The 24,776-nt window shown below is 46.0% G+C and carries 22 protein-coding genes and 1 pseudogene; 14 read left to right on the plus strand and 9 right to left on the minus strand.

The window, feature by feature from the left end:
• Window positions 1–4: 4 nt before the first annotated feature.
• Window positions 5–1,921, plus strand: coding sequence for a vWA domain-containing protein (locus tag ACFSUO_RS14470; protein ID WP_382395335.1), 1,917 nt, complete (start codon window positions 5–7; stop codon window positions 1,919–1,921).
• Between the two features lie 166 nt (window positions 1,922–2,087).
• Here ACFSUO_RS14470 and ACFSUO_RS14475 read toward each other — a convergent pair whose 3' ends face one another.
• The 6 genes from ACFSUO_RS14475 to ACFSUO_RS14500 all read right to left on the minus strand — a co-directional run bounded on the left by ACFSUO_RS14475 (window position 2,088) and on the right by ACFSUO_RS14500 (window position 10,318).
• Window positions 2,088–3,569: an APC family permease gene (locus tag ACFSUO_RS14475; RefSeq protein WP_382395337.1), complete on the minus strand. Its 1,482-nt coding sequence runs from the start codon at window positions 3,567–3,569 to the stop codon at window positions 2,088–2,090.
• 246 nt (window positions 3,570–3,815) lie between these two features.
• Entirely contained in the window at window positions 3,816–5,594 is a 1,779-nt protein-coding gene (gene xsc, locus ACFSUO_RS14480) for a sulfoacetaldehyde acetyltransferase (protein WP_382395339.1), read from the minus strand.
• Between the two features lie 59 nt (window positions 5,595–5,653).
• Entirely contained in the window at window positions 5,654–6,562 is a 909-nt protein-coding gene (locus ACFSUO_RS14485) for a selenium metabolism-associated LysR family transcriptional regulator (protein WP_382395341.1), read from the minus strand.
• A gap of 48 nt (window positions 6,563–6,610) precedes the next feature.
• Window positions 6,611–7,966 (minus strand): aminotransferase, encoded by a 1,356-nt coding sequence (locus ACFSUO_RS14490; RefSeq protein WP_382395343.1) that lies wholly within the window; start codon window positions 7,964–7,966, stop codon window positions 6,611–6,613.
• Window positions 7,967–8,523: 557 nt separating this feature from the next.
• Entirely contained in the window at window positions 8,524–9,246 is a 723-nt protein-coding gene (locus tag ACFSUO_RS14495) for a GntR family transcriptional regulator (RefSeq protein ID WP_382395345.1), read from the minus strand.
• Window positions 9,247–9,331: 85 nt separating this feature from the next.
• Entirely contained in the window at window positions 9,332–10,318 is a 987-nt protein-coding gene (locus tag ACFSUO_RS14500) for an ABC transporter substrate-binding protein (protein ID WP_382395347.1), read from the minus strand.
• 506 nt (window positions 10,319–10,824) lie between these two features.
• Here ACFSUO_RS14500 and ACFSUO_RS14505 point away from each other — a divergent pair.
• On the plus strand, window positions 10,825–11,214 hold the full coding sequence (locus ACFSUO_RS14505) for an RNase H family protein (RefSeq protein WP_382395349.1): 390 nt from the start codon (window positions 10,825–10,827) through the stop codon (window positions 11,212–11,214).
• A 52-nt stretch (window positions 11,215–11,266) separates the two neighbouring features.
• On the opposite strand, the gene ACFSUO_RS14510 is transcribed toward ACFSUO_RS14505, so the two are convergent.
• Entirely contained in the window at window positions 11,267–12,166 is a 900-nt protein-coding gene (locus ACFSUO_RS14510) for a DMT family transporter (RefSeq protein ID WP_382395351.1), read from the minus strand.
• Between the two features lie 166 nt (window positions 12,167–12,332).
• On the opposite strand from ACFSUO_RS14510, the gene ACFSUO_RS14515 reads away from it, so the two are divergent.
• From ACFSUO_RS14515 to ACFSUO_RS14530, 4 genes are all read left to right on the plus strand, one after another.
• Window positions 12,333–12,803 (plus strand): DinB family protein, encoded by a 471-nt coding sequence (locus ACFSUO_RS14515; RefSeq protein ID WP_382395353.1) that lies wholly within the window; start codon window positions 12,333–12,335, stop codon window positions 12,801–12,803.
• 87 nt (window positions 12,804–12,890) lie between these two features.
• Window positions 12,891–13,607: a sugar isomerase domain-containing protein gene (locus ACFSUO_RS14520; protein WP_382395355.1), complete on the plus strand. Its 717-nt coding sequence runs from the start codon at window positions 12,891–12,893 to the stop codon at window positions 13,605–13,607.
• A gap of 514 nt (window positions 13,608–14,121) precedes the next feature.
• Complete coding sequence (locus ACFSUO_RS14525) at window positions 14,122–15,717, plus strand: amidohydrolase (RefSeq protein WP_382395357.1); 1,596 nt, start codon at window positions 14,122–14,124, stop codon at window positions 15,715–15,717.
• A 475-nt stretch (window positions 15,718–16,192) separates the two neighbouring features.
• Window positions 16,193–17,065: a YitT family protein gene (locus ACFSUO_RS14530; RefSeq protein ID WP_382395359.1), complete on the plus strand. Its 873-nt coding sequence runs from the start codon at window positions 16,193–16,195 to the stop codon at window positions 17,063–17,065.
• Window positions 17,066–17,310: 245 nt separating this feature from the next.
• On the opposite strand, the gene ACFSUO_RS14535 is transcribed toward ACFSUO_RS14530, so the two are convergent.
• The gene (locus ACFSUO_RS14535; protein ID WP_382395361.1) at window positions 17,311–18,417 is read right to left on the minus strand and encodes a class II histone deacetylase; all 1,107 of its coding nucleotides are present in this window, start codon (window positions 18,415–18,417) and stop codon (window positions 17,311–17,313) included.
• Between the two features lie 291 nt (window positions 18,418–18,708).
• Between ACFSUO_RS14535 and ACFSUO_RS14540 the strand changes: the two genes are divergently transcribed.
• The 3 genes from ACFSUO_RS14540 (at window position 18,709) to ACFSUO_RS14550 (ending at window position 21,232) form a co-directional block, all read left to right on the plus strand.
• A complete protein-coding gene (locus ACFSUO_RS14540) occupies window positions 18,709–19,086 on the plus strand; it encodes a metal ABC transporter solute-binding protein, Zn/Mn family (protein WP_382395363.1) in 378 nt (125 codons plus the stop codon).
• 158 nt (window positions 19,087–19,244) lie between these two features.
• The gene (locus tag ACFSUO_RS14545; protein ID WP_382395365.1) at window positions 19,245–20,282 is read left to right on the plus strand and encodes an LLM class flavin-dependent oxidoreductase; all 1,038 of its coding nucleotides are present in this window, start codon (window positions 19,245–19,247) and stop codon (window positions 20,280–20,282) included.
• A 26-nt stretch (window positions 20,283–20,308) separates the two neighbouring features.
• The gene (locus ACFSUO_RS14550; protein WP_382395367.1) at window positions 20,309–21,232 is read left to right on the plus strand and encodes an NADP-dependent oxidoreductase; all 924 of its coding nucleotides are present in this window, start codon (window positions 20,309–20,311) and stop codon (window positions 21,230–21,232) included.
• Between the two features lie 148 nt (window positions 21,233–21,380).
• On the opposite strand, the pseudogene ACFSUO_RS14555 reads toward ACFSUO_RS14550, so the two are convergent.
• Window positions 21,381–21,518, minus strand: a pseudogene (locus ACFSUO_RS14555) (beta-eliminating lyase-related protein); the annotation flags it as partial.
• A 220-nt stretch (window positions 21,519–21,738) separates the two neighbouring features.
• On the opposite strand from ACFSUO_RS14555, the gene ACFSUO_RS14560 reads away from it, so the two are divergent.
• From ACFSUO_RS14560 to ACFSUO_RS14580, 5 genes are all read left to right on the plus strand, one after another.
• On the plus strand, window positions 21,739–22,080 hold the full coding sequence (locus tag ACFSUO_RS14560) for a hypothetical protein (protein ID WP_382395369.1): 342 nt from the start codon (window positions 21,739–21,741) through the stop codon (window positions 22,078–22,080).
• 39 nt (window positions 22,081–22,119) lie between these two features.
• The gene (locus tag ACFSUO_RS14565; protein WP_382395371.1) at window positions 22,120–22,770 is read left to right on the plus strand and encodes a hypothetical protein; all 651 of its coding nucleotides are present in this window, start codon (window positions 22,120–22,122) and stop codon (window positions 22,768–22,770) included.
• Between the two features lie 96 nt (window positions 22,771–22,866).
• Window positions 22,867–23,433 carry a cupin domain-containing protein gene (locus ACFSUO_RS14570; RefSeq protein WP_382395373.1) on the plus strand — a complete coding sequence of 189 codons (567 nt, stop codon included), beginning with the start codon at window positions 22,867–22,869 and terminating at the stop codon, window positions 23,431–23,433.
• A gap of 103 nt (window positions 23,434–23,536) precedes the next feature.
• Window positions 23,537–23,908, plus strand: a complete 372-nt coding sequence (locus tag ACFSUO_RS14575; protein WP_382395375.1) for a hypothetical protein — start codon at window positions 23,537–23,539, stop codon at window positions 23,906–23,908.
• 299 nt (window positions 23,909–24,207) lie between these two features.
• The gene (locus tag ACFSUO_RS14580; RefSeq protein WP_382395377.1) at window positions 24,208–24,657 is read left to right on the plus strand and encodes a hypothetical protein; all 450 of its coding nucleotides are present in this window, start codon (window positions 24,208–24,210) and stop codon (window positions 24,655–24,657) included.
• Window positions 24,658–24,776 lie beyond the last annotated feature (119 nt).

Consider the following 24,776-nt stretch of genomic DNA (forward strand, 5'->3'; position numbering starts at 1 on the left):
CCATATGTATCGTTTTCGCGACACCAGCATTGACACCCGCCTTTTTCTGCAGCTGCAGGATTTGGCCGCTATTTTATCCGGCATTCCTGATTTGACGTTTGATTATGCGTATGGATCGGCCATTGACATGGAAAAACGGCGCATAACAGCAAGTGCCAATTGGGGAATCGGCAGCGAATTGGCAAAAGAAGCTGGGCTCAAAACTGATATACTGCTGCGAACGCGAGGTACACTCCATTATTCCAGCATGCCAGTTATGCAAACGTACATGCAGCAAGCATCCGAATCACAACATCCTAAATTCGCCGGGCAGCTGTTTACGTTATTTGAAAACATCCGCCTGGAGGAACTTGTTAAAAAAGAACGTCCGGGAACTGCTCAGCTTTTCAGCACCCGCCGGGCGTACCTCATCCGCTATTTTACTCAACAGCTGAAAACAAACGTCACACGCGGTTTTGCCCTGGATGAACTGTACTGCTTGATTTGCCTGCTGATTCAGTCCGAGCAGCCGGATCCATCTTTTCCGGGAGCAAATGAGCAGCAATTGAATCAGCTGCTCGCCTTGAAGCCGGCTATTTTTCAGGCTTATGAAGCTCGGAACACTCGTGAAGTCGTCCACGCAGCGGAGTCAGTCGTTTTTCAGCTCGATGAAACCATGGCTGACATGATCAATGACTATTTCATTTTTCCCATTGCCAGGCTTGAAGACTATACATTCGAAACCGCTTTTGATGAACTGACCCGTACCGATCCGCTCGCCAATGACAGCCTGGAGGAAGATGTTAAAGAAGAAAACAGCGAAACATTTGAGCAGGATTTTTCCACCTGGCACAGTGAAAATGAAAACACTGAAAAGCAGCAAAACTTTATGCAGTTCGAGCTGGAAGAGGGAACCCGTTCCAGCCTGATGGGAGAAGGCGCGCGTGAAACGGAAGAAGGCGACCAGGCGATGGCGTCGATTCAGGGATCCTCGGGAAAAAGTGAACAAAACGACTATTCCGACATGGAGGCAATGGAAAAAAGCCAGGACAATCAGGATGAAGCATCCTCCGGCGGCAAATTCGGACGGGAAAACAAATATGCCGTCAGCATCGTTAAACTCGCCGAAGCCCCCTCCGAGGAGGAAGAAAATCGCTACCGGATGTATGCCGAGGAAATCGCCCCATATCAGCGGCGGCTGTCCAAAACCATTGAGAAAGTGCTGGAACATAAACAGACAGCACCTCGCCAGAATTTGGCTGCCGGACGGCTTTCCAAAAAGCTGTTATCTGCAGTGACGGACGAATACCCGCGGCTGTTTTACAAAAAAAATGAGGAATCAAAGGAAATCGATGCCGCATTCACCCTGCTCGTCGACTGTTCCGCATCGATGATGAACAAGATGGAAGAAACCAAAAAAGGCGTCATCTTATTCCATGAGGTGCTTAAGGACTTGAAGATTCCACACACAATTATCGGGTTTTGGGAGGAAGCCACAGAAGTAAAAGACAACTATAAACCCAATTACGCGCATGTCATTCATTCGTTCAGCGACTCCCTCTACCAGCATCATGGCGCCAAAATTATGCAGCTGGAAGCACAGGAAGACAACCGTGACGGATTCAGTATCCGGACCGCAGCAGCAGAACTTGAAGCCCGTAACGAGAAAAACCGTTTCCTGCTTGTATTTTCCGATGGCCAGCCAGCGGCCTCAGACTACACGGATAACGGCATTATCGACACAACCAAAGCCGTGTTTGAAACACGCCGGAAAAACATCGACGTTATCGGCATGTTTTTGGCAGAAGGAGATATCAGCGAACAGGACGACACCCTCATGCGCAATATATATGGGCGCGAACGCATCATGGTCCCAACCGCCACCCAGCTGCCCGAGCACTTCTCCCCCCTGCTCAAAAAACTGCTCCTCCAAACCATCTAAAAAGGGGGGCGGGACGCGGGGAAGGCTCCTTGTCCCGGTTGCGGCGGCAAAGTGCGAGATGAGTGATCGTGCGGAGCGCCCTCTCCCCTGCCCGTCCGGTCATCCGGATAGAGCTCCACCAATCCGGGAAAACGGCTGAACCCTTCGCCCCGCCGCGCCCACACCTTTAGTTTACATTTTCTGGTGGGACAGCAGCGGGACCGTCCCCACGTCCCCCTAAAATCAGGTGTTCAAGTTCTTTTCGTTCGATTTTGTTGAATTCTGGTCCTTTGAGGATAAAAAAGCCAGTACCCAGTGCAATCCAGATGAATAGCGCAATTAGTGATGGTATTCCCATAAATGCTGGTGATACAGGAATGAGCAATAACGCAAGAAAAACAAACCCGATTATTGCCCCCAGTAGGCTGAATGTCTTTTTTACCGGTGCTGCCACAGATGGAAGCGCCCTAAATTGATCAACGAGTGAAGCTTCATTCGACCATTTAAACAACTTAAACGCAACCACACATGTATAAATATAGGCGATGGTGACACCGACAGACGACATATCGACAACCCATGTCAGCACTTGCCGACCGAACCAGGGGGAAATTAAACATACCGCACACGTGAAGAGAATGCCTGCATGAGGGGTTCCATGCTTTGGGTGAAGTTTTGCAAAAACATGAGGTATGATTTGTGCACGGCCCATTGCAAACAGAAGACGGCTGCTCGCCACGAAAAATCCATTAAGCCCGGTACAGACACCCATGGTTAATGCTGTGGCAAGAATGATAAGACCAAAAGTCCCCATAATACCGGTCATCGCATCCCCAGTGCCCCACTGCAAATTGGCCAGGTCCTGCCATGGTGCCGCAAGAGCCGTTGCCGTAATCATAAATATATACACAAGACCTGCACAGATAAGGGACAGAATGATCAGCATAAATCCTTTCTTAGGGGGAAAATTGAATTCCTCCGCTGCCTGGGGAATATTGTCAAAGCCAACAAAAGCCCAGGGCGCAATAGCCACAATCACGATAACGCTTGACCACATCGATACATCCGGCTTAAAAAGAGGATCAAGGTTGCTGAACGACGCGGACGGATGAGAAACTGCACCAATCGTTAAAATGCCAATACCTACAAGCATACAGATGACAAAAATAAACTGCATTCTTCCCGAAATTGTCGTCCCGCGAATATTCAAATAAGCAAACACCACTAAAGCAACACTTGCAATAATTACCTCCGCCAGATAAACATCCCAGCCTGCTAAGCTGTACATATACCCTTGTTCAGCAACGCTAGGCAGAATATATTTAATTAACAGTGACAAAGCGGATGCATTTAACGCAACAATACAAATATAGCCTAATACTAAAAACCATCCAGCTACATACGCGTGATTACGATTAAAACCCAGGAAAGCATAGGCAAATTCACCGCCGGATACCGGAAAATGCTCAATCAGAAAACCGTAGCTGACCGCAATAATCATCATCAGCGCAGCACCAATACCAAACCCAATAATGGCTCCGAGCGGACCGGACCCTTGCATCCATACAGAAGGCTGGACAAAGGCCCCCCAACCAATGGCCGATCCTAATGCAATCGCCCATACCCATTGAGGCTTTAACGTTTTTGCAAGCTGTTTTCTTTCCTTCATGCAAAAGTTCCCTCCAAATTTTTAATTCGACATCCATACTTCAGCCTCAGATCTGCTTCTAACAAGTCTGCAACAAAACTCCTGACGAAAAAGACTTGCTTACGAGATTCTTTTTCCTAACCTGCGACCGCCACCCTTTGATAGCGTTTACAATAACTTGTTTACCAACAAAAGGAAAACTTCACTTTCTTCTTGTTAAAATCTCTCTGCCGGAACATTCCAGCAGAGAGATTGGCTATATAACGCTTATTTCCCCCAAACGTTATAATCAAGGTGTTTATATTTAGCCAGCATGCGAGTTGGCATCTTCAATGCGTCTTTACGGAATGGCGGGGCAAGCTGTGTGCCATCGACGTAAATGTTTAGAACGGTCGGTTTCCGCTGTTTCATGGCATCTTCAATCGCCGGGGCAATGTCTTCCGGTTTGTCAATGCTGTACGCAAGTGCCCCCATCGATCGTGCCACTTCCGCAAATTCCGGCCCCTCAATATTGGAACCAATGTAACGGTCATCATAGTAATCGACCTGGTTTTTCTTTTCGGCAGCCCATGCCTCATTATTGAACACACATGCGATGACAGGGATGTTCTGTTCTACCGCCGTACTAACTTCATGAAGACTCATGCCCCATGCACCATCACCCACAATGGCGAATACTGGTGCATCCGGTTCCGCCAATTGAGCACCAAGCGCAGCTGGATAAGCGAAACCAGTATTACCGAACGTCAGCGCAGCGATATGACGACGAGTTTGCGTAAACTTCAGGTAAGCATTGGCCGTCGACGACACGTTGCCGATATCAGACGAAACAATCGCATTTTCCGGCAATGCTTTCGTCATTTCCAGCAGTGCACGGCGAGGATTGATTGGGTTTCCGTCCACCATGGCCAGATCAACCAGTTCCTGCTCCCAATCTTCTTTGCGCTTAGTGACGGCCTGCATCCGTTTCTCATCTTTTCCAGGCGAAGGAAGCGCCGACTGCAGCTGACGGAAAATTTCATCACTGGCTGCTTTGGCATCCCCAATAATGCCCACCTCAACAGGATGTGTGCGTCCAATCTGACGCGGGTTAATATCCACCTGAATGATGTCGGCATGTTTCGGGAAGTAATCAATGTCATAACATGGCAGTGTTCCGAATTGTGACAGCCTTGTACCGATTGCCAGCACTACATCCGCTTCCTGCAGGGAATACATTGCCGCCTTGGAACCCATATAGCCGATCGGACCAACTGCCAAAGGATGATCCGCCGGGAACGCGTCATTATGCATATAGGCGCATGCTGCTGGCGCTGACAGGTATTCGGCTATTTTCACGACTGAATCTACCCCATCGGCATCAACCGAACCACGGCCAGAAATAATCGCAGGTTTCTTAGCATTTTTCAATAGCTCCACAGCCCGTTCAATGGACTTCGGATCACCGCTTCCCCTTTTATCCGCACGGTATTGGTTCGGCTTTAGAATATAGTCCTCTGTTTCCCCGTAGAACAGATCGCGCGGAATATCAAACAGTACTGGACCACGCTCAGCATAAGCAATCCGGAAAGCCGTCCGCAGGCAATCCGCAACACGATTGGTGTGTGTCACCCGAACCGTCTCCTTGGTAATATCTTCAAAAATGGACACCTGGTTAGCTTCCTGGAATCCATCCATGCCAATAGCCGGTGTACCAGCAGACGGTGAAATAACGACCATCGGGCTGTGCGCCTGATTGGCTGCGGCTACGGATGTTACCATGTTGGTGATACCCGGGCCATTTTGACCAACAATCACTCCGGCCGTTCCAGACACACGCTCCTTCGCATCCGCCATATGTCCGGCCGATTGTTCGTGCCGCACCGGAACAAACCGAATCCCTGCCGTCGGAAATAAATCCAGCATATCCATGAATGCAGAACCGACAATACCGTATACTTCCTTCACATTTTCCGCCACGAGGGTTTCAACAATTGCCTCACTCGGTGTCATTTTCTGCTTTTGCTTGGCTACTACCTGCTGCATTTCTTCTTTTTGTTTTACCATAAATGAATACCTCCTAAAAATTCTATTATTCCTACAAACTGTCACCCATGCACAGCGAATCAGTCTATTATCACTTCTTCTTTCGCAATACTCCTTAATGTTTCCAGAAATAGCTCGGTTGCAGATTTCAGCACATGCTTTTCCCGGTATGTGATATAGAAGTTACGCTTCATCTCCAGGCCACTGACGCGATAAGCTTGCAAGAGACCCAATTCCTTTTCTTTCTGGATGGCATTTTTGGAAATGAAGGAAACCCCTAACCCTGATTCCACGACAGCTTTAATGGCCTCTGTACTTCCCAGTTCCATCACTACATGTAAATCATCTTCTGTCAGCCCCGCTTGCTCCATATAGTAATTGACGACCGCCCGTGTGCCTGACCCCTCCTCTCTAAAAATTATCGGTGTCTGTTGAATTTGTTTCAGCGACAGCTTATTATCCGTCATAAAATAGCCAGGGGGCGCAATCAGAACCAGTTCATCCTGCAAAAATGGCTCCATTCGCAGCTGATCATCCTCAATTGGCGTTTCAATCAATCCAACATCAATCAATTGGTCCTTCACCTGACTTACAACCGAATGAGAGTTGGCAATGCTCACTTGAATTTGTATCAATGGGTATGCCTCTTTAAAACGTTTCAGAAACGCCGGGAGGTAATACTCACCAATTGTCAGACTGCACCCCATGCCCAAATCACCATAGAACTCCCTTTCCAATTGGGTAATTTCTTTATGCGCGTGCTCATTCATCTGCACAATTTCTCTGGCGTATTTCAGTAAAATTTTTGCTGATGGTGTCATCTCTACTTTTTTAGTTGTTCGTTCAAATAACCTTGTATCCAATTCTTCTTCCAACGCCTTGATGTGGGACGTAATCGTTGGCTGTGTGACAAACAGCCTTTTTGCTGCTTCTGAAAAACTATTTTTCTCCGCAACTGTTATAAACGTTTTCAACCGATCATAATTCACATGTATACCCTTCCTATCTATTTAGTTGGCCATTAAGCAGACGGATTATTACATGCTGTGAATCACCGATTGGACCGTTTCTATAATAAAGTTCAGGTCCTCCTCTGTACTGGAAAGCGGTGGTGCAATGATGAGAATGTTATTGCCGCCGGGGACTGTCGCACCGTTTTTGCCGATGATAAGCCCTTTTTGTTTACACTTGCCAACAATTTCGCCCATTTTTTCCTCGGACAATGGAGTTTTGGATTCCTTATCCTCCACCATTTCCATTCCAAGTAAAAATCCGGCTTGGCGAACTTCCCCAACATTTTTGTGATCCGCTAAATCGTGCAGTTCTGATAGTTTTGTTTTTCCAAGCTGTTTAACACGGTCTACAATATTTTCTTCTTCAATAATTCTGATATTTTCCAAAGCCACCGCACAGGCTGCCGGATGACCCCCATAAGTGGAAACGTGCCGGAAGTAGTTGTCATTCCCCTCTTGCTTAAACTCTTTATATATTTCATTTCTTACTGCTGTCGCTCCAAGTGGCAAATATCCGCTGGTCAGCCCCTTTGCCATGGTCACGATATCCGGTTCCACACCGTTGGCATGCTTGAACCCAAACATTTCTCCCGTCCTGCCAAAACCAGCAACAACCTCATCCATAATGAGCAGCACCTGATGCTTCTTGCAGATTTCAACTACACGTTCGATATATTTCATGGAGGGGATAATAACGCCGCCACCCGAAATGAATGGCTCCATAATCACAGCAGCAACGGTTTCTTCCCCTTCCCAAGTAATCTTCTCTTCCAGTTCATCCGCAGCGCTCAAGTCCTTTTCCTCCGGCGTTCCGGCATAGAGCGAACGGTAACTATATGGCGGTGACACATGCAGGAAACCTGGTGCAGGCGGATCATATTTCACCCGGCGGTTCGCTTGCGCCGTCGCACTCATTGCACCTAGCGTTGACCCATGATAGCCCCGGTATCTAGAAATTACCTTATACTTCGTCGGATTCCCTGTCTGTATATGATACTGCCGGGCAATTTTAAAAGCAGTTTCATTCGCTTCTGAACCACTGTTGGAGAAAAATGTCTGGTAATCTGAACCAAGTAGATCACTTATTTTGTTAGCCAGCTGAATGGCTGGTTTATGGTTCATCGTCAGTGGAAAATAGGAGAGCTGTTTCATTTGCTCCGCCGCTGCATCAGCAATTTCCTGTCTTCCATACCCCAGATTCAGACACCACAGACCTGACACACCATCCAGATACTGATTCCCCTCTTCATCCTGAAACCAGGATCCCTTACCTGACTCCGCCACCATTGCTTTGGCATCGGGATCATGCTTGTGCATGGCGTTCCAGAGATGCGAATTCTCTGCAGCTGAAACACGATTCATCTCCGCTTCTGTTTTCATATTCAAATCCTCCTTTTTTCGTATACTTTTCAATATGCATGGAAACAGGTGCCTGCCCTGACAGAACCGATTGGTCCATAACTGAATATACGGCAAAACCTGTTTAGCATCAGTGGGGAAATCGCTTACAGTTCTAGCTAAAATTGTAGTTAAACGATCATGATGCGGGATTTTTAAAATGCATCTAATGGAGGAAAAAAGCAGCATGTCATTGTAACAGTTTTTACTACGGCTGGTCATAAAGTCAATTTTCCATAGGTACAGCCAGTCGAACTTTTCGACATCATGACGTCCGTACCAGTGATGAATGGATTTAATTTTAGTATATGTGAAGTCGGCTAGGATTTCAACAAAATTTTGTTAATTCTGTAATTTGAAAAGACAATGGCGGTTATAAGATTTTTTAATAAATGGCAAGATGGATGTTGGAAGAAGGAATTGGCAGGATGTTCCGGCGGGCTCTCGAAGTGGGTTAAATCCGGATCAGACGGGGGAAGGGCGGAAATTGAGAGCAGGGAGTTTTTCCGTTAGCCCTGCTGTTCTTCCGCATATAGATTTCACCCAAATTTTCGGGATAAATTGATTTTAAAATTGTACATATCACTTCGGTAATAAGCTTTTTCCAGCTCAATGATGGTACCTTCTATATCTTTAATCATGCGTTCTGCGTGTAACACAGGGGAGTTGGCTGGAACTTGTAAATACTTTGCGTCCTCTTCAGTGATAATACTGGTCCCAATCGTCTGACTCGCTTCCGCAAACCAAATGCCAAGTTCTTTTTCCTCAATTTCGTAGAGCGTCGCATTATCTAAATCATACTGGACAAGTGCTTCTCCTATGGAAATTGGATAATAATGACACTCTACACCAATCGGCACATCGTCTGCATAACGCACACGCTTGATAAAATAAGCTTCCTCAAAGCCAGTTTTTTCTTTAATGGAAGGCGAAGGTGTCATTTTGTAATGCGTGATTAATTTTGCACCCGGTTCCATGCCCATCTGTTTAATCGTTTCTGTCGTACTGCTGAGGTTTCCTAGCCATTCATGGATTGGTTTCAGGGAAACAAACGTCCCTGTTCCATGCCGTTTTTCCAATACGCCTTCCCGCACAAGTGCGCTCACAGCCTCCCGCACCGTACTCCGGCTGACATGGTAGGATTCCATAAAACTGCGCTCACTCGGAATCTGACCTGTAAGCTCCCCACTTTCTACCTGTTTCTCAATAATTTGTTTTAATTGAACATGCAGCGGTACAGTACCATCAAAATCTAGCTCCACGATGACAAAACTCCTTAGGGATGCGGGTACAGGCTCCTTGTCCCACTATCTTGGCGGGATAATGGACCTATCCCCATGTCCCGGTTTATTCGATTGCTTCCTTAACTTTGGTAGCGACTTCTTCAGGTACCCATTCGGTCCATAGTGCTTCTTCTTCTTTCAAGAACTTTATCGCGGCTTCATGTGCTGATGCGTCCTCATTTTGCATATAGTCGAGCGCATTATTGGCAATTTCACTGGTTGTTTGATAGTTTTTGAGGAATTCGGTTACCTCTGGCGCTCGTTCGGGCAGGCTTTTGTGGGAGACAATTTCGACGTTCTGCGTTGCAACAGTCGATAATGGTGTATCTTTCTTCTCAAGTAATGGTGTCATATCGTATTTTCCCATCACCCAGTTTGGTTCATAGTTGTATCCGACCCATGGTTCGCCATTTTTATACGCATCGGCCAGCGACGTATTAATGGCTGCTTCTGAACCCGGACGGAAATAGTTAAACTGCTCGTCCAGACCATACTCCTTCATCGTTTCGAATGTCAGCTCACTGACTTCCCATCCCGGGATAGCCCCGATGATACGACCGTTTTCTTTATCACCCGGATCCTGAAATAAATCCTCGTAGTCAGCCAGATCTGGAATATACTTTAAATTCGGTGCCATTGGTTCGATTCCTCTTTCCGGATCGCCTTCAATCACATATGTAGGCACGTACAGGCCCTGATAGTTATCATCAAAGTTGACCGACAGTTTGACGAAATCGCCGCTTTCAATACCATCATTATAAGTTTCTATATTATTTTGCTTCCATATTTCCATATGGACATCAATATCTCCTTCTCGAAGCCCAGTTAATAAGGCAGATGCGGAGCCTTTCCGCTGTTCTGTCTCATAACCATAACCGGCCTCAATGATGGTCCCGGCAATTTCATTATGGAAACGAAGGCTGGCCCAATTCTCATCCGCAAAAATAATTGGTTCTTTTTCATCACCCGATGCCTGACTGTTACATCCGCCAAGCAACATCATAGCAATTAGTAGCAAAATACCGCTAAATAATAGTGTTTTCTTTTTCAAAAAAACTCCTCCTGCTGTTCGTAGTCGATAAGCTGATGACAGGCGGTTTGCGAATGGTTCCGCAAACGCATTATACGCTTTAGCGATTTCCTCCCCTTTCAACTTATACTAATCATAGACCAAACAGAAAAGTCAGACAACCACATCTTCCCGTATCATACCGCCGAAAAGAAGAGGATCCATCAGCTATCAACAGATAACAACAATATACAGCAAAAAATCAGTTAATTCGCAGGACATGGCTATTTCAATGGTGGACGGGAACATGGGATATGGGGATAGGCGCAATCAATGACGCTTTTAGAGTTTCCGGTGATTCATGATAACTGCCTTACTGTCACCCCACCCAGGCTCTTTTTCAGTTCCATTATAACTGCAACACAACACCACAGTGAAGCCAAAAATAACTTTCCACCGAGTTGAAAAAAAGTTATGATAGAGGGACGCAGGGACTGGTCCATTGTCCCAACACGAAACTGTACAACTATGACAAAGGAGCATCCAACGTGATTGAAGTATACACAGATGGCGCATCAACGGGAAATCCGGGACGAAGCGGTGCTGGGGTTTTTATTAAAGCATATGGAGAAACGTACGAGTATTTATTTTCATTAGGCGAGATGTCGAACCATGAAGCTGAGTTCCATGCGGTCTTGAAAGCGATGGAAATTTGTGGAGACCATTTTCAAGGCGAAATTATTTCATTGCGGTCAGACTCCAAACTGGTCGCTGACACCATTGAAAAGGACTACACCAAGAACAATAAATTCCTTCCTTTCCTTCAAAAGTTTCGGGAAGCCGCGAATTATTTCCCACATGTTTTTATTAAATGGATCCCCGAAAAACAAAATACCCGGGCTGACCATTTAGCCAGAAAAGCACTTCGGGAATCGTGACCGGATGGATACCTTCAAACCGAATGGGACGAGGATCCCGTCCCCAGTCCCGTTAATGTGCTCTTTGTCGCTTGGCCAGGTTGTCTGCTGCGCCGGTGCCGAGGAAGATACCACATAGGATAAGGAGGAATCCGGCGATATGGTGAACAGTTATTGTTTCATTGAGGAATACGGCTGCACCGGTGATAGCAAACAGGGTGTTCATGTTGAGGAAAATCGCTGCCTCGGCCGGTCCTGCCTTTTTAATGGCGTAATTATATGTCATATGTCCAAATGCGGTGGCAAATACTGCACTAAATAAAAAGACGGATCCCAGCCGCCAGTCAGCTAGTTTCGTTATTTCCTGTATATTCGCCCCAAATGCCTGGCTCAGCAGGAAAATAAAAACCGATCCCACAACCAGCATATACCCTGTCACCAACCGCGGATCAAAAGTAGGCCGCAATTTACTAATCAGAACAAAACTGAATCCTTGCACAACAACACCCAAAAATACAATCAAATCCCCCGGCGAAACAGCTTTTATACCTCCTGCACCAGCCAGTGTCGTCACTGCTACACCCACAAATCCCAAGATGAAGCCAAGTATGCGCAGCCATCTTACCCGCTGGCGCAGAAAGATAACTGTCATCATGACCGTAACGAGCGGCACCATTCCAAGAATCAGCCCGGCATTGATTCCGGATGTTTTTGTCAACCCAACCGCCACAAACGAATGGTGCAAAATGACATTAAAAATTGCAATGAAGAAGATGGTAAACCATTCATCTTTGCGCGGCAAGCGGAATATCCCCATCGCCAAACAGATGATCAAAACCGCCACACCTGCCGTCATAATCCGAAAAGCCGTTAGAAGAATCGGATCAACAGCCCCCACAAGCACCTTCAATGCGGAAACGTTTAGCCCCCACATCAACATAACCAATAACAGCAGCATATAAATTCGCAGCATACATCCATTCCACCCTTTTTAGACTGAGTATTCCCAACTTTACACCAAAAATCTCCACCTGTCATCACCGGGGCTCGGGGACAGCGATTGTCCCATGCAAATCAATAGGAACTTAGTGGAAAAGACGTTATACTGAACCTAATATAGATGGAAAAGAGGGATCTACATGAGCAGTGGTATGGATGATGTCGCTCAGGGCTGGCTGCAGCATCGGATGGTGCTGGATGAGTTGCTCGCCCAGACAGAAGATGAGTATGTGGACTACAGACCGTGGGACGGCGCCATGTCGCTTGGAGAACTTGCCATTCACATTGTAACGGCGACCGACATGTTCATTAAAGGAATCAAGCAAGGTGAATTCGGGGCTCCGGCTGTTGAAAATAATTATAAGACTATTAACGACGTTCGCACGATTGTCGAACGATACACCGAACAGACAAGAGAGGATATCAAATCCATTTTTGACTTTCAGCTAAAAGGCTACATCCTGTTCAATGGTGTCCGGGCACCAGGTACATACTGGCTCTCAAACGCCATCGATCACGAAATCCATCACAAAGGCCAGCTATTCACCTATGTACGCATGACCGGCGCACAAAACCTGCCATTCTTCATGCGGCAGCCAAACGAAGTATAGGGACACGTGGACAGCGATCGTCCCTTTTTTATGGGACGCAGAGCCTTTCCCCCGCGTTCCAACACGTTATTTCATGGAGGGTTATGGATGTTTGAGTATATGGATGCAATTAGAAAACAGCTTGGGCTCTTGGAGGACAAAAATAAAGAAGAGCTGGAAAAGGTTTCGAAGCTAATTGGTGATGCGATAATGGATGATAAGCTGATTCATGTATTAGGAACCGGTCATTCGCATATGATTGGCTTGGAGCTTTTCATCCGTGCTGGCACCCTGGCCAATGTCAACACCATTCTTGATTCAACGGTTACGACAGCTGATGGCGCCATCCGAAGCAGCAAACTGGAAAGAATCAGCGGGATTGCCGATGTGCTATGGGAAGAACAAGCGATTGAAAACGGCGATCTGGTCATTGTTATATCGAATTCGGGCAGAAACGCACTCCCAATTGAATTTGCTATGCGCGCGAAAAAAGAAGGCCATACTGTCGTCGTTCTCACGTCGCTGGAACAAAGCAAAAAATACCCAAGCAGACACAGCAGTTCCAAAAAATTATACGAATTAGGCGATATTGTACTGGATAATTGCGTCCCTGCCGGTGATGGACTGCTTGAAGTAAACGGAATTCAGACCGGGGCACCTTCCACCATATCGGGTATGGCATTATTACATACCGCCGTTACAGAAGGAATGAAAATAGCTGCCAAAAACGGCGCTAAACTCCCCGTCTATGCCAGCCAAAATATTGACGGCTACAGCAACAGCGAACTATACGAGAAATATCAAGGAAGAATTAAACACATGTAAAACCGAACAGGCCATCGGGACAGGGGGACAGGCTTACTGTCCCGCTAAATTTTGGAAGTCAAGTTCAAACCTGGATAAATTGCCACCCAAGTAAAAGCAGCATGCCACCCTGCCCAAAACAAGCTTTCTTCGTTCTGCCTTTCCAAACCAGGACAATATCTGTCCCCACGTCCCATCTTGACGAATTCACTTAATTTTGATATATTTTAGAAAATTATTGTAAAGTGGCCGCTTCCTGTTGCGGAAATGGGGCGGTGCTTAGACCAGTAATAAAGGTGAAGGGATATTCTGCCGCTATGACTGTTTTTTAGACACAGTTATACCAAGTATCCAAATTACAAATGGGCCACCATTTTACGGAAGCATTACCATTGCAGATAGTTATATCAAGGCAGCAGCACTAGCCCTCCCCATACAGTCAATGTCTCAAAGTGGATGCTGCTGTTCGCACACACTTTTCGCCTGAACGGCATATTTCGTAGTACGTTATTTTTAGCGGGGGAGTGAGCATCCGATGCGAAAAATTTTTGTGAACGGGAATTTTTATACGTTTGATCCGACTAAGCCACGCGCGGAGGCTGTTGTCGTGGAAAGTGGCCGTTTTATTGATATGGGAGCGGCCGATAATATGCTCCTGCATTGGAAAAATCCGGATGCGGAAACGGTGGATCTGGATGGGAAGACTGTTACGCCAGGGCTGATTGACAGTCATCTGCACTTATCAGCAATTGCGCACAATTTCCTCAATCTCGATCTGACTGGTCTCACGTCTAAACGAGAGATACTGGAAAAAATACGCAATCACGCGAGAACGCTGCAGAAAGGAGAATGGCTGGTTGGTGAAGGCTGGGACGAGAATCTTTTCACGGATAGTGGCATTCCCGATATAAGCGAATTGGACCACGTTTGCCCGCACAACCCGCTGTTCATGCCACGCATCTGTCATCACGCATTTTTGGTCAACAGTAAAGCTTTGGAATTAGCTGGCTATCATCCGGAAATGTCCACCCCTGAAGGCGGGAGAATTGAGCTGGATGATGCCACCGGAAAACCGACTGGGCTGCTGCTGGAGTCAGCATCAGAGCTGATCACCCGTCACATTCCGGAACGTACATATGACGAGCTGAAAGATGCACTCGGCCAAGCGATTTCCTATGCGATGGCGAGAGGACTGACCAGTGTGCATTCGAATGACCCGCGTTTTTTAGGCGGACTCAGCCGGACATATAACCTTTATGATGAGCTTTTAAATCATGAACAACTCGGGCTCCGCTGCAATCTTTTGATTGATTATGATTTTCTTGATGACCTGCGAAATGAAGGTATGTATGCGGGTTTTGGCAATGAGACGCTGCAAATCGGTGCCGTGAAATTGTTTGCCGATGGTGCCATGGGACGACGGACGGCCTTGTTGTCCGAACCCTATAGTGATGCCCCGGACGAATATGGGGACGCGGTTTTGGACAAAAAAGCACTGCAGCAGATTGTTCAAAAAGCAAGGACGCTATCCATGCCCGTTGCCGTTCATACTATCGGTGATCAAGCGCTGGAAAACGTGCTGGACGTCCTCGACCAGTTCCCCTCAGTTGCGTACCGGGATCGGCTCATTCATGTTCAAGTGCTGCGGGAGGAACTTATTAAGCGGCTTGCTGCCCCGGACCGAATCGCTGATATTCAGCCGCGTTTTGTGGCCAGTGATTTCCCATGGGTACAGGATAGGCTTGGCCAGACACGGGCCGGACGTTCCTACGCATGGAAAACGCTCATGAATTCCGGTGTCATTTGTGCCGGCGGGTCAGATTGCCCGGTAGAGCCTATCGATCCGCTGTTTGGCATTCATGCTGCCGTTACAAGAAAGGCACCCGGACAATCCCATGCAGGCTGGAATCCGGACGAACGGCTTTCTGTTAACGAGGCTTTCCGCCTGTTCACGGAACTGGGAGCCTACCCAACCAATGAAGAAAAAATAAAAGGAACCATTTCACGAGGAAAACTGGCCGATATGACCGTTTATTCACAAAACCCATTCACCCTCAAACTCCCGGATCAGCTCACCGAAACCGAAATTGACATGACCATCATCGGCGGCAGCATAAAACATCAGCGATAAGCCGGAAACGAGGCAGAATGAGACGCGGGGACAGGCTCCTTCTCCCACACAAGAAGGGATTTTTATACATTGACATAAGTATCTGTTCCAGCAACAATGTGGAGGCACCAAATAGCCTCCACTTTTTTCTATGATGGAATGACGCTGACAGTCTTTCCCCTTCCGATAAACTGCATAGCAAGGATAGATATCTCAAAACTTCAGCCAACATTTTTTCCATCAGCAAAAGTAAGGCACCCCTTATGTCTTATCATCATTTGCTCTCCGGTGAATATTTTCTAAAAGTGCGTTTTATTAAATCACGTAAGTTACTTGCGTCCACCAGCATGAAACTGTAAACTCATCATAGAATTTCACGTTTGATTCACAGACAATCATATAGACTTACTGCTCGCACAGGTTTAATTTTTATCACGCCGGGAATCATCGGGCTATACAACAACGGTTTGTCGTCCAGCGATAAGCCGTTTTAATGATGTACATTAAGAAAGACGAGGAGCTGAAAATGATGACGAGACTATTGAAAGACATCCTTATGATTGTCGCGGGCACACTGTTATACGCCCTGGCACTCACCTTTTTGGCCATTCCGAACAACCTGGCCGATGGCGGTTTACCGGGATTGTCCATTATTCTGCACTATGCATTTGGCTGGTCACCGGGCATCGTGAACTTTATTTTAGCATCGATTATTTTACTGATTGGCTATCGTGTCCTGCCAAGGCGAACCATATTTTTGACGGCTATCACGGCTCCGCTTATTTCCTTTTTTATTTACATTACGGAAGGCAGGGCTGAGTCATTGGGCGATCCACTCGTGTCTGCTATTTTTGCTGGATTTTTCATTGGCATTGGTGCCGGGCTGATTTTCCGCACCGGCAGTTCCATGGGCGGAACGAGCGTCATCGCCAGAATGTTCAACCATAACCTCGGCTGGGATTTGACACGAACGAATTTTGTCCTTGACGCAGCCGTAGTGTCATCCGGACTGTTCATCATCGGTCCGCTCCATACGATGTATACGATTGTTTCCTTGTTTGTCGGAAAAAAAGCGACCGACCTTATTATCGAAGGGCTAGACACACGAAAAGCAGTCAGTGTGATCTCTGCCTATGCGCCAGAAATAACCGATGAAGTTGTATTGCAAATGAAAACAAGTGCAACCGTTTTTGAGGGATACGGCGGCTATTTAAAAGAAAACGCCGACATGGCCTATATTATCATTAACAAATATCAAATTATGAAACTCAAACGCATCATCAATTCCGTCGACGACAAAGCCTTCGTCGTCATCCACGACGTCCGCGACGTATTCGGCGGCAGCTTCTCCTGGCCAAAAAAATCCTGATGATCACTTTGGAAGTACAAGTGGGAGAAAGTATAAAATTGACATTGATAAACTGCCGATTCGCTAAAGTTCACAATGGATTCGCCAAAGTTCACAGTAAAAATGATAAAGTTCACAAGCGAATCCGCTAAAGTTCACAAATAAAATGATAAAGTTCACAATTGTCGGCTGAAGTTTTTCCCATTGACGTTTGAATCCCAGTCCAACTTAAAAAAATTTTAGTGGGGCAGTCAACCTGCCCCACTTCACTCTAATGCCCAGTATTTAGATTGGACTTGTTTTGCACGCTGGATGGCATCCATTTGATTCTGGTATAGCGGGCCCTCGTGCAATCCTTGATCAAACGGGTCGTTCACGCCGCTCTGTTTTCCGCTCAACGCTTCTAAAATCTTTATCGTACAAAACGGAACATAAGCTGTGCTGTAACCACCCTCATGACAAGCGACAAGGCGCCCGCTGCAATGTTTTTCCGCCAATGCTTTCACTTTTTCTGTGAGCTGATAAAACCCCTCCGCCGTCATCATCATACGGCCAATCGGGTCGAAGCGGCTCGTGTCCTGCCCCGCCGAAATGAAAATTAGCTCAGGACCAAATTGATCGATAACCGGCACAATCAGTTCCTCAAACGTCTGATTATAGCCCTCGTTTCCAGTCCCGGCTGGCAGTTCAATATTCACGTTAAATCCTTCCCCCTCACCTTCACCGGTATACGTTATCTCCCCGCGATTCCTTGGGAAAATATTTTCCTGGTGCACCGAAATGAACAGAACATCGGGGTCATCGCAAAAAGCACTTTCCGTTCCGTTGCCGTGATGAACGTCCCAATCGATAATAGCAATGCGCTTTAGGCCGTATTGGGCTTTTGCATGCTTGGCAGCGATCGCTACATTATTGAAAAGGCAAAATCCCATCCCCTCATGTTTTTCGGCGTGGTGCCCCGGCGGACGTGTCAGTGCATAGGCGTTTTTTGCCTGGCCTTGCATGACAGAATCCACCGAGCTTATCGCGCATCCAGCAGATGTGAGCGCAATTTCATACGAATCAGGACCGACAATAGCATGTTCTCCCGCATTTCCGCCGCCACGATCACTTAGGGATTTAACTCTGTCCATGTGTTCCCGGCCATGATTCATAGCAACCTCATCATTTGTAGCCGGACGCGGTTCCACTTGCTGCAATTGTTTCATAAATTTTGACCGATCAAGTAAATTTTTCACGCGCCGTTTTGATTCCGGACTTTCCGCGTGCACATCCTCCTGGACCCAGCCTCCGGAATCAATATTCAGAGCACCATTCCCCGTCTGATGCCAAAAACAACTCTCATCCCAAATAAATGCCGTCTGCTTTTCCAACTCCCAACCCCTCCAAAAATACATAATAATTGAATTCAACTTATCAAATATTCAAAATATAGTCAATTGAGACATGGCACAGGCCCACTGTCTTAAGCTCACGGTGTACAGAGAAACGTACGCGCCATACTACGAGAGTATTCAGTTTTCGTTTGTCCCCTTTTGTTCCGGCCCAGCCCTTAAATCGACTACTAAAAAATGGTGGGTATTTCATCACATGCAAGACACACGAACGGTTTACGGTAATGATGGCCTTTGCTTAACCAGTTTTAAATTAAACGTATACATAAAATGCACCAAATGATTGCGCTCTTCCATAATCTTGTACCTCGTATACTGGTAACGAGTGAGCGGGCTTACCAATACCTGGCAGACCACTACGGCCTGAAAGAAGGCTTTGTCTTTGAGATTGATACGGAAGAAAACGGAACACTAAAGCAAATCAAAAACCTCATATCCTTTATTGAAGACAATGATGCTCCAGTGTTATTTGGCGAATCAAACGTTGATCCAAGACCAATGGAGACCGTTTCCGAGGAATCAGGCGTTCCAATTTATGACAAACCGATTTATTCCGATGAAATTGGCGAACAGGGCGAGGAAATAGATACGTACGTGAATTATTTAAACTATAACCTGGAAGTGCTCTATGATGGCCTGACCCGGTAAAAACCAAACGCCTCTTTGCATATTTGTATGCAGAGAGGCGTTTTGCTAGTTCAAGGTGTATGAGTGGACATCCTTTAAACACTTTCTTTGACATCCCTAGGTTCATTCTATTTAATGGAAGGTATCGTATTGAAAACAATTCCTGAGGAGGTAAGCCTATGCCTACGGATACAAACGAGAACGACTTTAAACTTTCCGTTCTCGATTTGGCAACGATATACAATAATGAATCGGTAACGCAAACATTACAGAATTCGACCGAACTTGCTCAATTGGCGGACAAACTCGGATACACCCGTTACTGGTTTGCCGAACATCATAATACGAAACACCAGATAAGTACATCACCTGACTTGCTTGCAGCCCATGCCGCAGCACTGACAGAAAATATCCGCATCGGTTCCGGCGGTGTTATGCTGCCGAATCACAGCCCACTTAAAGTAGTGGAAAACTTCTCTCTATTAGAAGGACTGCACCCGGGCCGGATCGACCTTGGAATGGGCCGTGCGCCGGGAACCGACGGGATGACTGCATTAGCATTGCGCCGCTCCCGTGAGGCAGTCAACAGTGATCAATCCGGTGAGTTGCTGAATGAGCTACTTGCCTATTTTACAGGTGACTTTCCAGATGACCACCCATTTGCAACCATCACCCCGACACCGGATCGCTCTCTAAGACCTGAGCTATTCATGCTCGGATCAAGTGACGGTGGAATGAAAATTGCATCCCAACTTGGACTCGGCTATGCATTTGCCGCGCAAATCAATCCGGATTGGGCGGTTCCTGTTTTGCAAAACTACCGAAAACAGTTCCAACCGTCAGCATTCATGGCCGAGCCGTACAGCATCCTGTCCATAGTCGTCGTATGTTCCGAAACAGATGAAGAAGCGGCTTATTATGCAGGACCGGCCGAACTGCAATGGGTACGTTGGGGCACCGGCCAATTCCATTTTGCCCCGCCGACACTGGAAGAGGCAGCAGCCCATAAGTATACGCAAGAAGAAGAGATGGTACGCCAGCAAAACAAAGGACGTTTTATCATCGGCAGTGCAGATACGGTAAAAGAACAGATTCTACAACTGAAAGAAGATACGCAAATCGATGAGCTGATGGTTTTGGATATGATTTCCGATAAAGAAGCAAGACATAAATCCTTTTCATTACTTGCGGACGCCTTTCAATTGACCAATAACTAACATCCAGCTTGAGGAGGAATCCAGCCATGCAAACAATGAAAGCATTCGTACGAACTGATGCCACTAGCGGTAACGTAGAAATCGCTGACGTCCCGATACCTGCCGTTAATGATGACGAGGTTCTGGTACAAGTGGAGGCATTTGGCGTTGGTATTCATGACAGATATTTTATCCCAAGAAATGTAGACTTCCCCTTCCCAATCGGAATAGAAGGAGCAGGCAAAATTGTTCAATTGGGTAATCAGGTTACTGACTTTGCAGTCGGCGACCGAGTGATTTTTACGACCAGCTTCCAGCCAAAAGGCGGTTCATGGGCGGAATATGCTGCTGCCAATCAGGCGACACTCATTCCCATGCCTGATCATCTCACCTTCCAGCAAGGTGCAGCGGTTCATGTCGCCGGAAAAACAGCACTGGAAAGCATGCGTGCCCTCGACCTCAACAAAGGTGACAGTCTGTTTATCGCCGGCGCATCCGGAGCGGTTGGTACTTTTGTCATCCAGCTGGCAGCAGCCAAAGGCATTCATGTAGCCGGTTCAGCTTCAGCCAGAAATCATGACTACATGACATCCCTTGGCGCGGAAAAAACAGTCGACTACCATGACGCTGACTGGCAAAAGCAAGTCAACGAATGGGCAGATGGCGGCGTCACAGCAGCCTTAGCCATTCAACCAGGCACAGGAAAAGATAGTTTGCCCGTTGTCAAAGATGGTGGCAAGGTCATTACCGTGTCAGGTGATCAACTGGAGGGCGAACGGGGGATTACCGTCCAGCAAATGAGCCACCACCAAGATACCCATAAAGACGTCATCCAGCTTGTACACGACATTGCTGACGAAAAAATCAAGCTTGTTATCGAAAAAGAGTACCCGTTCGAGCAAGGCTTAGAGGCACTCAAGAAAACCGAAACAAGACATGCAAGAGGAAAATTAGTCGTTACAACGCCTTAGCAGGCAGGGATATTGGGGACAGGCGCCTTGTCCCTCTCCCCTATTTTGCCGAGCAATAGATCCCGTATCATGCCTTTTTCAACATTTGGAACCAATGGACCTGTCCCCGCGTCCCAACAAAATGGGAACGGGTTACGACTGCGATTTAATTTCCCTGGGTACCACTTGGAACGAACATCGCCTTTTCCTTTCCAAGCTTGTCGGCTGCCAGTTTCCCCAGCTCGATAACAGTTGGATCTTCTTCATACACATCGTCTCCAACCACCTCACTACGCAAATCAATCATGCAATTTCCCTCCAAAGCTACTATTATATTTACTAGCAGTCTAGCGTAAAATACGAGGTCCGGAAAGGGAAATGGTTTTCTGACCGGCATGCTTGTACAAAGCATACGTCGAATAGTATTATTTTAACGAAGACCAATTTTCCGGTTAAAATAATACCGAGACAAATGTTTAGCTTTAGCCGGCATTACGCCAACAATCGATATATTTGGAGGAAGAAAAATGAGCGAAACTGTTTCATTACGTGCGTTAAAAGCTTTGGTGGAGAAGAAAATGAAGAAGAAGATTCTTGTAAAAGTGATCTGGAATGAGCAGGAAAAATTGACGCTGTTCATAACACCGAATAGGAAGATCCAATCGTTTATTTATGACGAAAAAGAAGGCTATATTTTCTACGATCAGGAAGGAAAGCTCGTGACGCATGACATCCCGCTTATTGTGCCGGAAAATAATTTGGCTGACGGGAAAGTGCTGCTAAACGAGACCGGAAACCGCGGCTTATTACTGAACCAGCAGCCTTTATCCCATGAGGATAGATTATTTTTACAAGAATATTCGTTGTAGTAACATGAACAAAGAGTATTAACTTAAGGAGGAATTAGCTTGCGTTCATTAACAGTTATGGCCTTTCTATTGGTATTCGTTTTAACCGCGTGTACGGATGAATCGGCACCGGAAACAAATCCTGACAAGAAAGGCGATGCAACTATTGTCAAAGCGGATTTAACAAACTTTGAAAAACAATTAATGGACCTGTCCAATTACACGGCATTTGCCTATGACATTAATCTCCATAACCAGAAAGCAAAAGGACTACAAGTAACGGTGGATCACTATGAAAATGGCGAAAAAGTCAACGAGGTCATCAATGTTGAATCTGGATTAAAAGGGGTAAAACCATCTGATCATCTGAGGGTCGTATTTTTGCGGCAAAAGATGAATCAGGGAAAAGAAAAATGGATTGGCTCCATTATAACGGATAATGGCTATGGCAGCTCTGAAAACATCATTGATTCGCCATCCGCCGATTATACGAGCGTCACTTCGGGCGGCATCGGTTCTAAAACGTCATTTAACATAGGTAAGCGGCAGTACGCAGCAACCATTAAACATACAAACAAAACTAGTGTTTCACAACGGACCAATTTGAAAACAAAAGAAGACATCAAAAAAGCAACGAATTATGAACAGGTTTATTTGCTATCGGTAAAATTGAATGAAAAAACACGGGACGATAAAAAAAGTGGGAAATGATAATTCCGCCAAAAGGTGCAGTCACTAATAAACGTACACTCCCGCCAAAGTTCCTACATAGGATAATATCATCACCATTGAAAGGAATGGCAGAAAATGTACAATTATTCTTATTCTTACATGTACCCCTATCCATATAGTGTGAATCAGCCAATGTATCCTGCTGATATGCAGTACGCACGTTGGGTTTACCCGGGGATGGCTAAGCATAGTAGCTATTACCAGCCTGTGTACGGAACATATGACGCAGCTTTTGCCGATTTTGGCGGACAGCCGTATACCGTGAATATTAACCAGGCTTCTAAACAAAACAACACATTCCGTACCGCGATCTGGACTGGTGAACATTTACAGGTGACATTGATGAGCATTCCGATCGGGGGCGACGTCGGGTTAGAAATGCATACGGATGTGGATCAGTTCCTGCGTATTGAAGAGGGGCAGGGCTTTGTCCAGATGGGCGATCGTAAAGACCACCTGTATTACCAGCAGTATGTCTGTGATGATTCTGCCATTATGGTTCCGGCACGAACATGGCATAATATCACCAACACGGGGCATAAGCCGCTCAAATTATATTCTATCTACGCCCCGCCCGAGCATCCATTTGGCACAGTTCACCCAACCCAGAATATCGCTTTTGCCGAAGAACATCATTCATAGCAGGACGGTGTCCCCCTATATTTTGACATTCCCTAAGACGAGACCGTTTTCATATGGTTTTATATGAAAACATTTAGCAAACTTTAACCAAGAGGGTGTGTTTATGTATTATGTAAATGGGCCAGGGCATTACTATCCGCATCATTATCCTCACATGCCATACTGGTCGGATCGTCCGCAATACCCTACTATTGATACATCCCTTCTCCATCAATCAGCAAACGAAACAAAAAAGCTTATGAATGATGCAAACATTATTATTGACAGGCTGGCAGAATCACAACAATTTAGCACGGAGGTCATGAATGCTGCACAAATGTCCGATCACGAAAAAGTTAAAAGCTTAATGCATTCCACAGGTATTGCCTCTGACGTAGAAACCCAGTTCAATCCAGACGGTCTCCGTTTAATTTTTAAATCACAAATTGACGGCAAAGACTGCTGCAAACTAAGGATTGCATTACGCTGGCGATGATGGGGCGCGGGATAGGCGTCTGTACCACGCATTTTTACAATAGCGGGATGTTAAACCTATCCCTATGCCCTGGGCTAAAAATTTACATTGTGTGATGATTAAATAACACTCTTATTGTCCAAGTTCATTCAGGAGCTTATGCGGAAGAATTTCACCAGGATTATTTGGGAAAAATCCAAATTGCATGCTTGAAGATTTAGATGTTTTTGACGTGTACATGACCGTTACGCTTATACAAAACAACCCATACATGATACCATAAGAACGAAAATCTAAATCACATTTGCTATGGAGGTCTCATGCTTACATTTGAAGAAAAACTGACTATTATTGAATCCTTTCCTGAATTAACGCGTAACGACATCTCCCTTGGTCGTGTCAACTTCCACTTTGAAGAAAGTGTCAAAGATAAAAAGGTAGTCGTGTATCGCCTGCACCCAAACGGTAATGGTTTTGTCTATGCTGGAGAAATAGAGAATAGCGATTATGTAACTGATTCAAAAGGAATGGTCAACATACGTGACTTTACCGAAAAAGAGCTTCGTGATGTTATACAACAATCGATTGCGTCTTTATCGGAATCCGAGACTGTTACCGAAACATGGATAAACAATGAAGGCCAGACGCTTAAGTTAATAGAAACGTCTGGCGTGTGGAATATTTATGCAGGCGATGACTTAGATGCTACTCACGCAACATATCATGCAGCAGCTGATTACCTGTATCAAGAAGGTTTCCGGCTTTTATAAGTTACCGGGCTTTTTGAACAACCTTTATAAGAAAGAAACGTGCACCTCAACGATTCGAGGTGCACGTTTTATATAGATTCTGATTCACCAAGCAAGTCTGTTCGAATGATTATTTTCCT

It is taken from the genome of Lentibacillus juripiscarius, from assembly GCF_042685205.1.
Lineage (GTDB): Bacteria > Bacillota > Bacilli > Bacillales > Amphibacillaceae > Lentibacillus > Lentibacillus juripiscarius.

Bases quoted from the DNA above. Each gene is read 5' to 3' on its own strand.
- ACFSUO_RS14470 (WP_382395335.1), top strand. From the start codon at position 5: ATGTATCGTTTTCGCGACACCAGCATTGACACCCGCCTTTTTCTGCAG.
- ACFSUO_RS14475 (WP_382395337.1), bottom strand. From the start codon at position 3,569: ATGAAGGAAAGAAAACAGCTTGCAAAAACGTTAAAGCCTCAATGGGTA.
- xsc (WP_382395339.1), bottom strand. From the start codon at position 5,594: ATGGTAAAACAAAAAGAAGAAATGCAGCAGGTAGTAGCCAAGCAAAAG.
- ACFSUO_RS14490 (WP_382395343.1), bottom strand. From the start codon at position 7,966: ATGAAAACAGAAGCGGAGATGAATCGTGTTTCAGCTGCAGAGAATTCG.
- ACFSUO_RS14510 (WP_382395351.1), bottom strand. From the start codon at position 12,166: ATGCTGCGAATTTATATGCTGCTGTTATTGGTTATGTTGATGTGGGGG.
- ACFSUO_RS14515 (WP_382395353.1), top strand. From the start codon at position 12,333: ATGAGCAGTGGTATGGATGATGTCGCTCAGGGCTGGCTGCAGCATCGG.
- ACFSUO_RS14520 (WP_382395355.1), top strand. From the start codon at position 12,891: ATGTTTGAGTATATGGATGCAATTAGAAAACAGCTTGGGCTCTTGGAG.
- ACFSUO_RS14525 (WP_382395357.1), top strand. From the start codon at position 14,122: ATGCGAAAAATTTTTGTGAACGGGAATTTTTATACGTTTGATCCGACT.
- ACFSUO_RS14530 (WP_382395359.1), top strand. From the start codon at position 16,193: ATGTACATTAAGAAAGACGAGGAGCTGAAAATGATGACGAGACTATTG.
- ACFSUO_RS14540 (WP_382395363.1), top strand. From the start codon at position 18,709: ATGCACCAAATGATTGCGCTCTTCCATAATCTTGTACCTCGTATACTG.
- ACFSUO_RS14545 (WP_382395365.1), top strand. From the start codon at position 19,245: ATGCCTACGGATACAAACGAGAACGACTTTAAACTTTCCGTTCTCGAT.
- ACFSUO_RS14550 (WP_382395367.1), top strand. From the start codon at position 20,309: ATGCAAACAATGAAAGCATTCGTACGAACTGATGCCACTAGCGGTAAC.
- ACFSUO_RS14560 (WP_382395369.1), top strand. From the start codon at position 21,739: ATGAGCGAAACTGTTTCATTACGTGCGTTAAAAGCTTTGGTGGAGAAG.
- ACFSUO_RS14570 (WP_382395373.1), top strand. From the start codon at position 22,867: ATGTACAATTATTCTTATTCTTACATGTACCCCTATCCATATAGTGTG.
- ACFSUO_RS14575 (WP_382395375.1), top strand. From the start codon at position 23,537: ATGTATTATGTAAATGGGCCAGGGCATTACTATCCGCATCATTATCCT.
- ACFSUO_RS14580 (WP_382395377.1), top strand. From the start codon at position 24,208: ATGCTTACATTTGAAGAAAAACTGACTATTATTGAATCCTTTCCTGAA.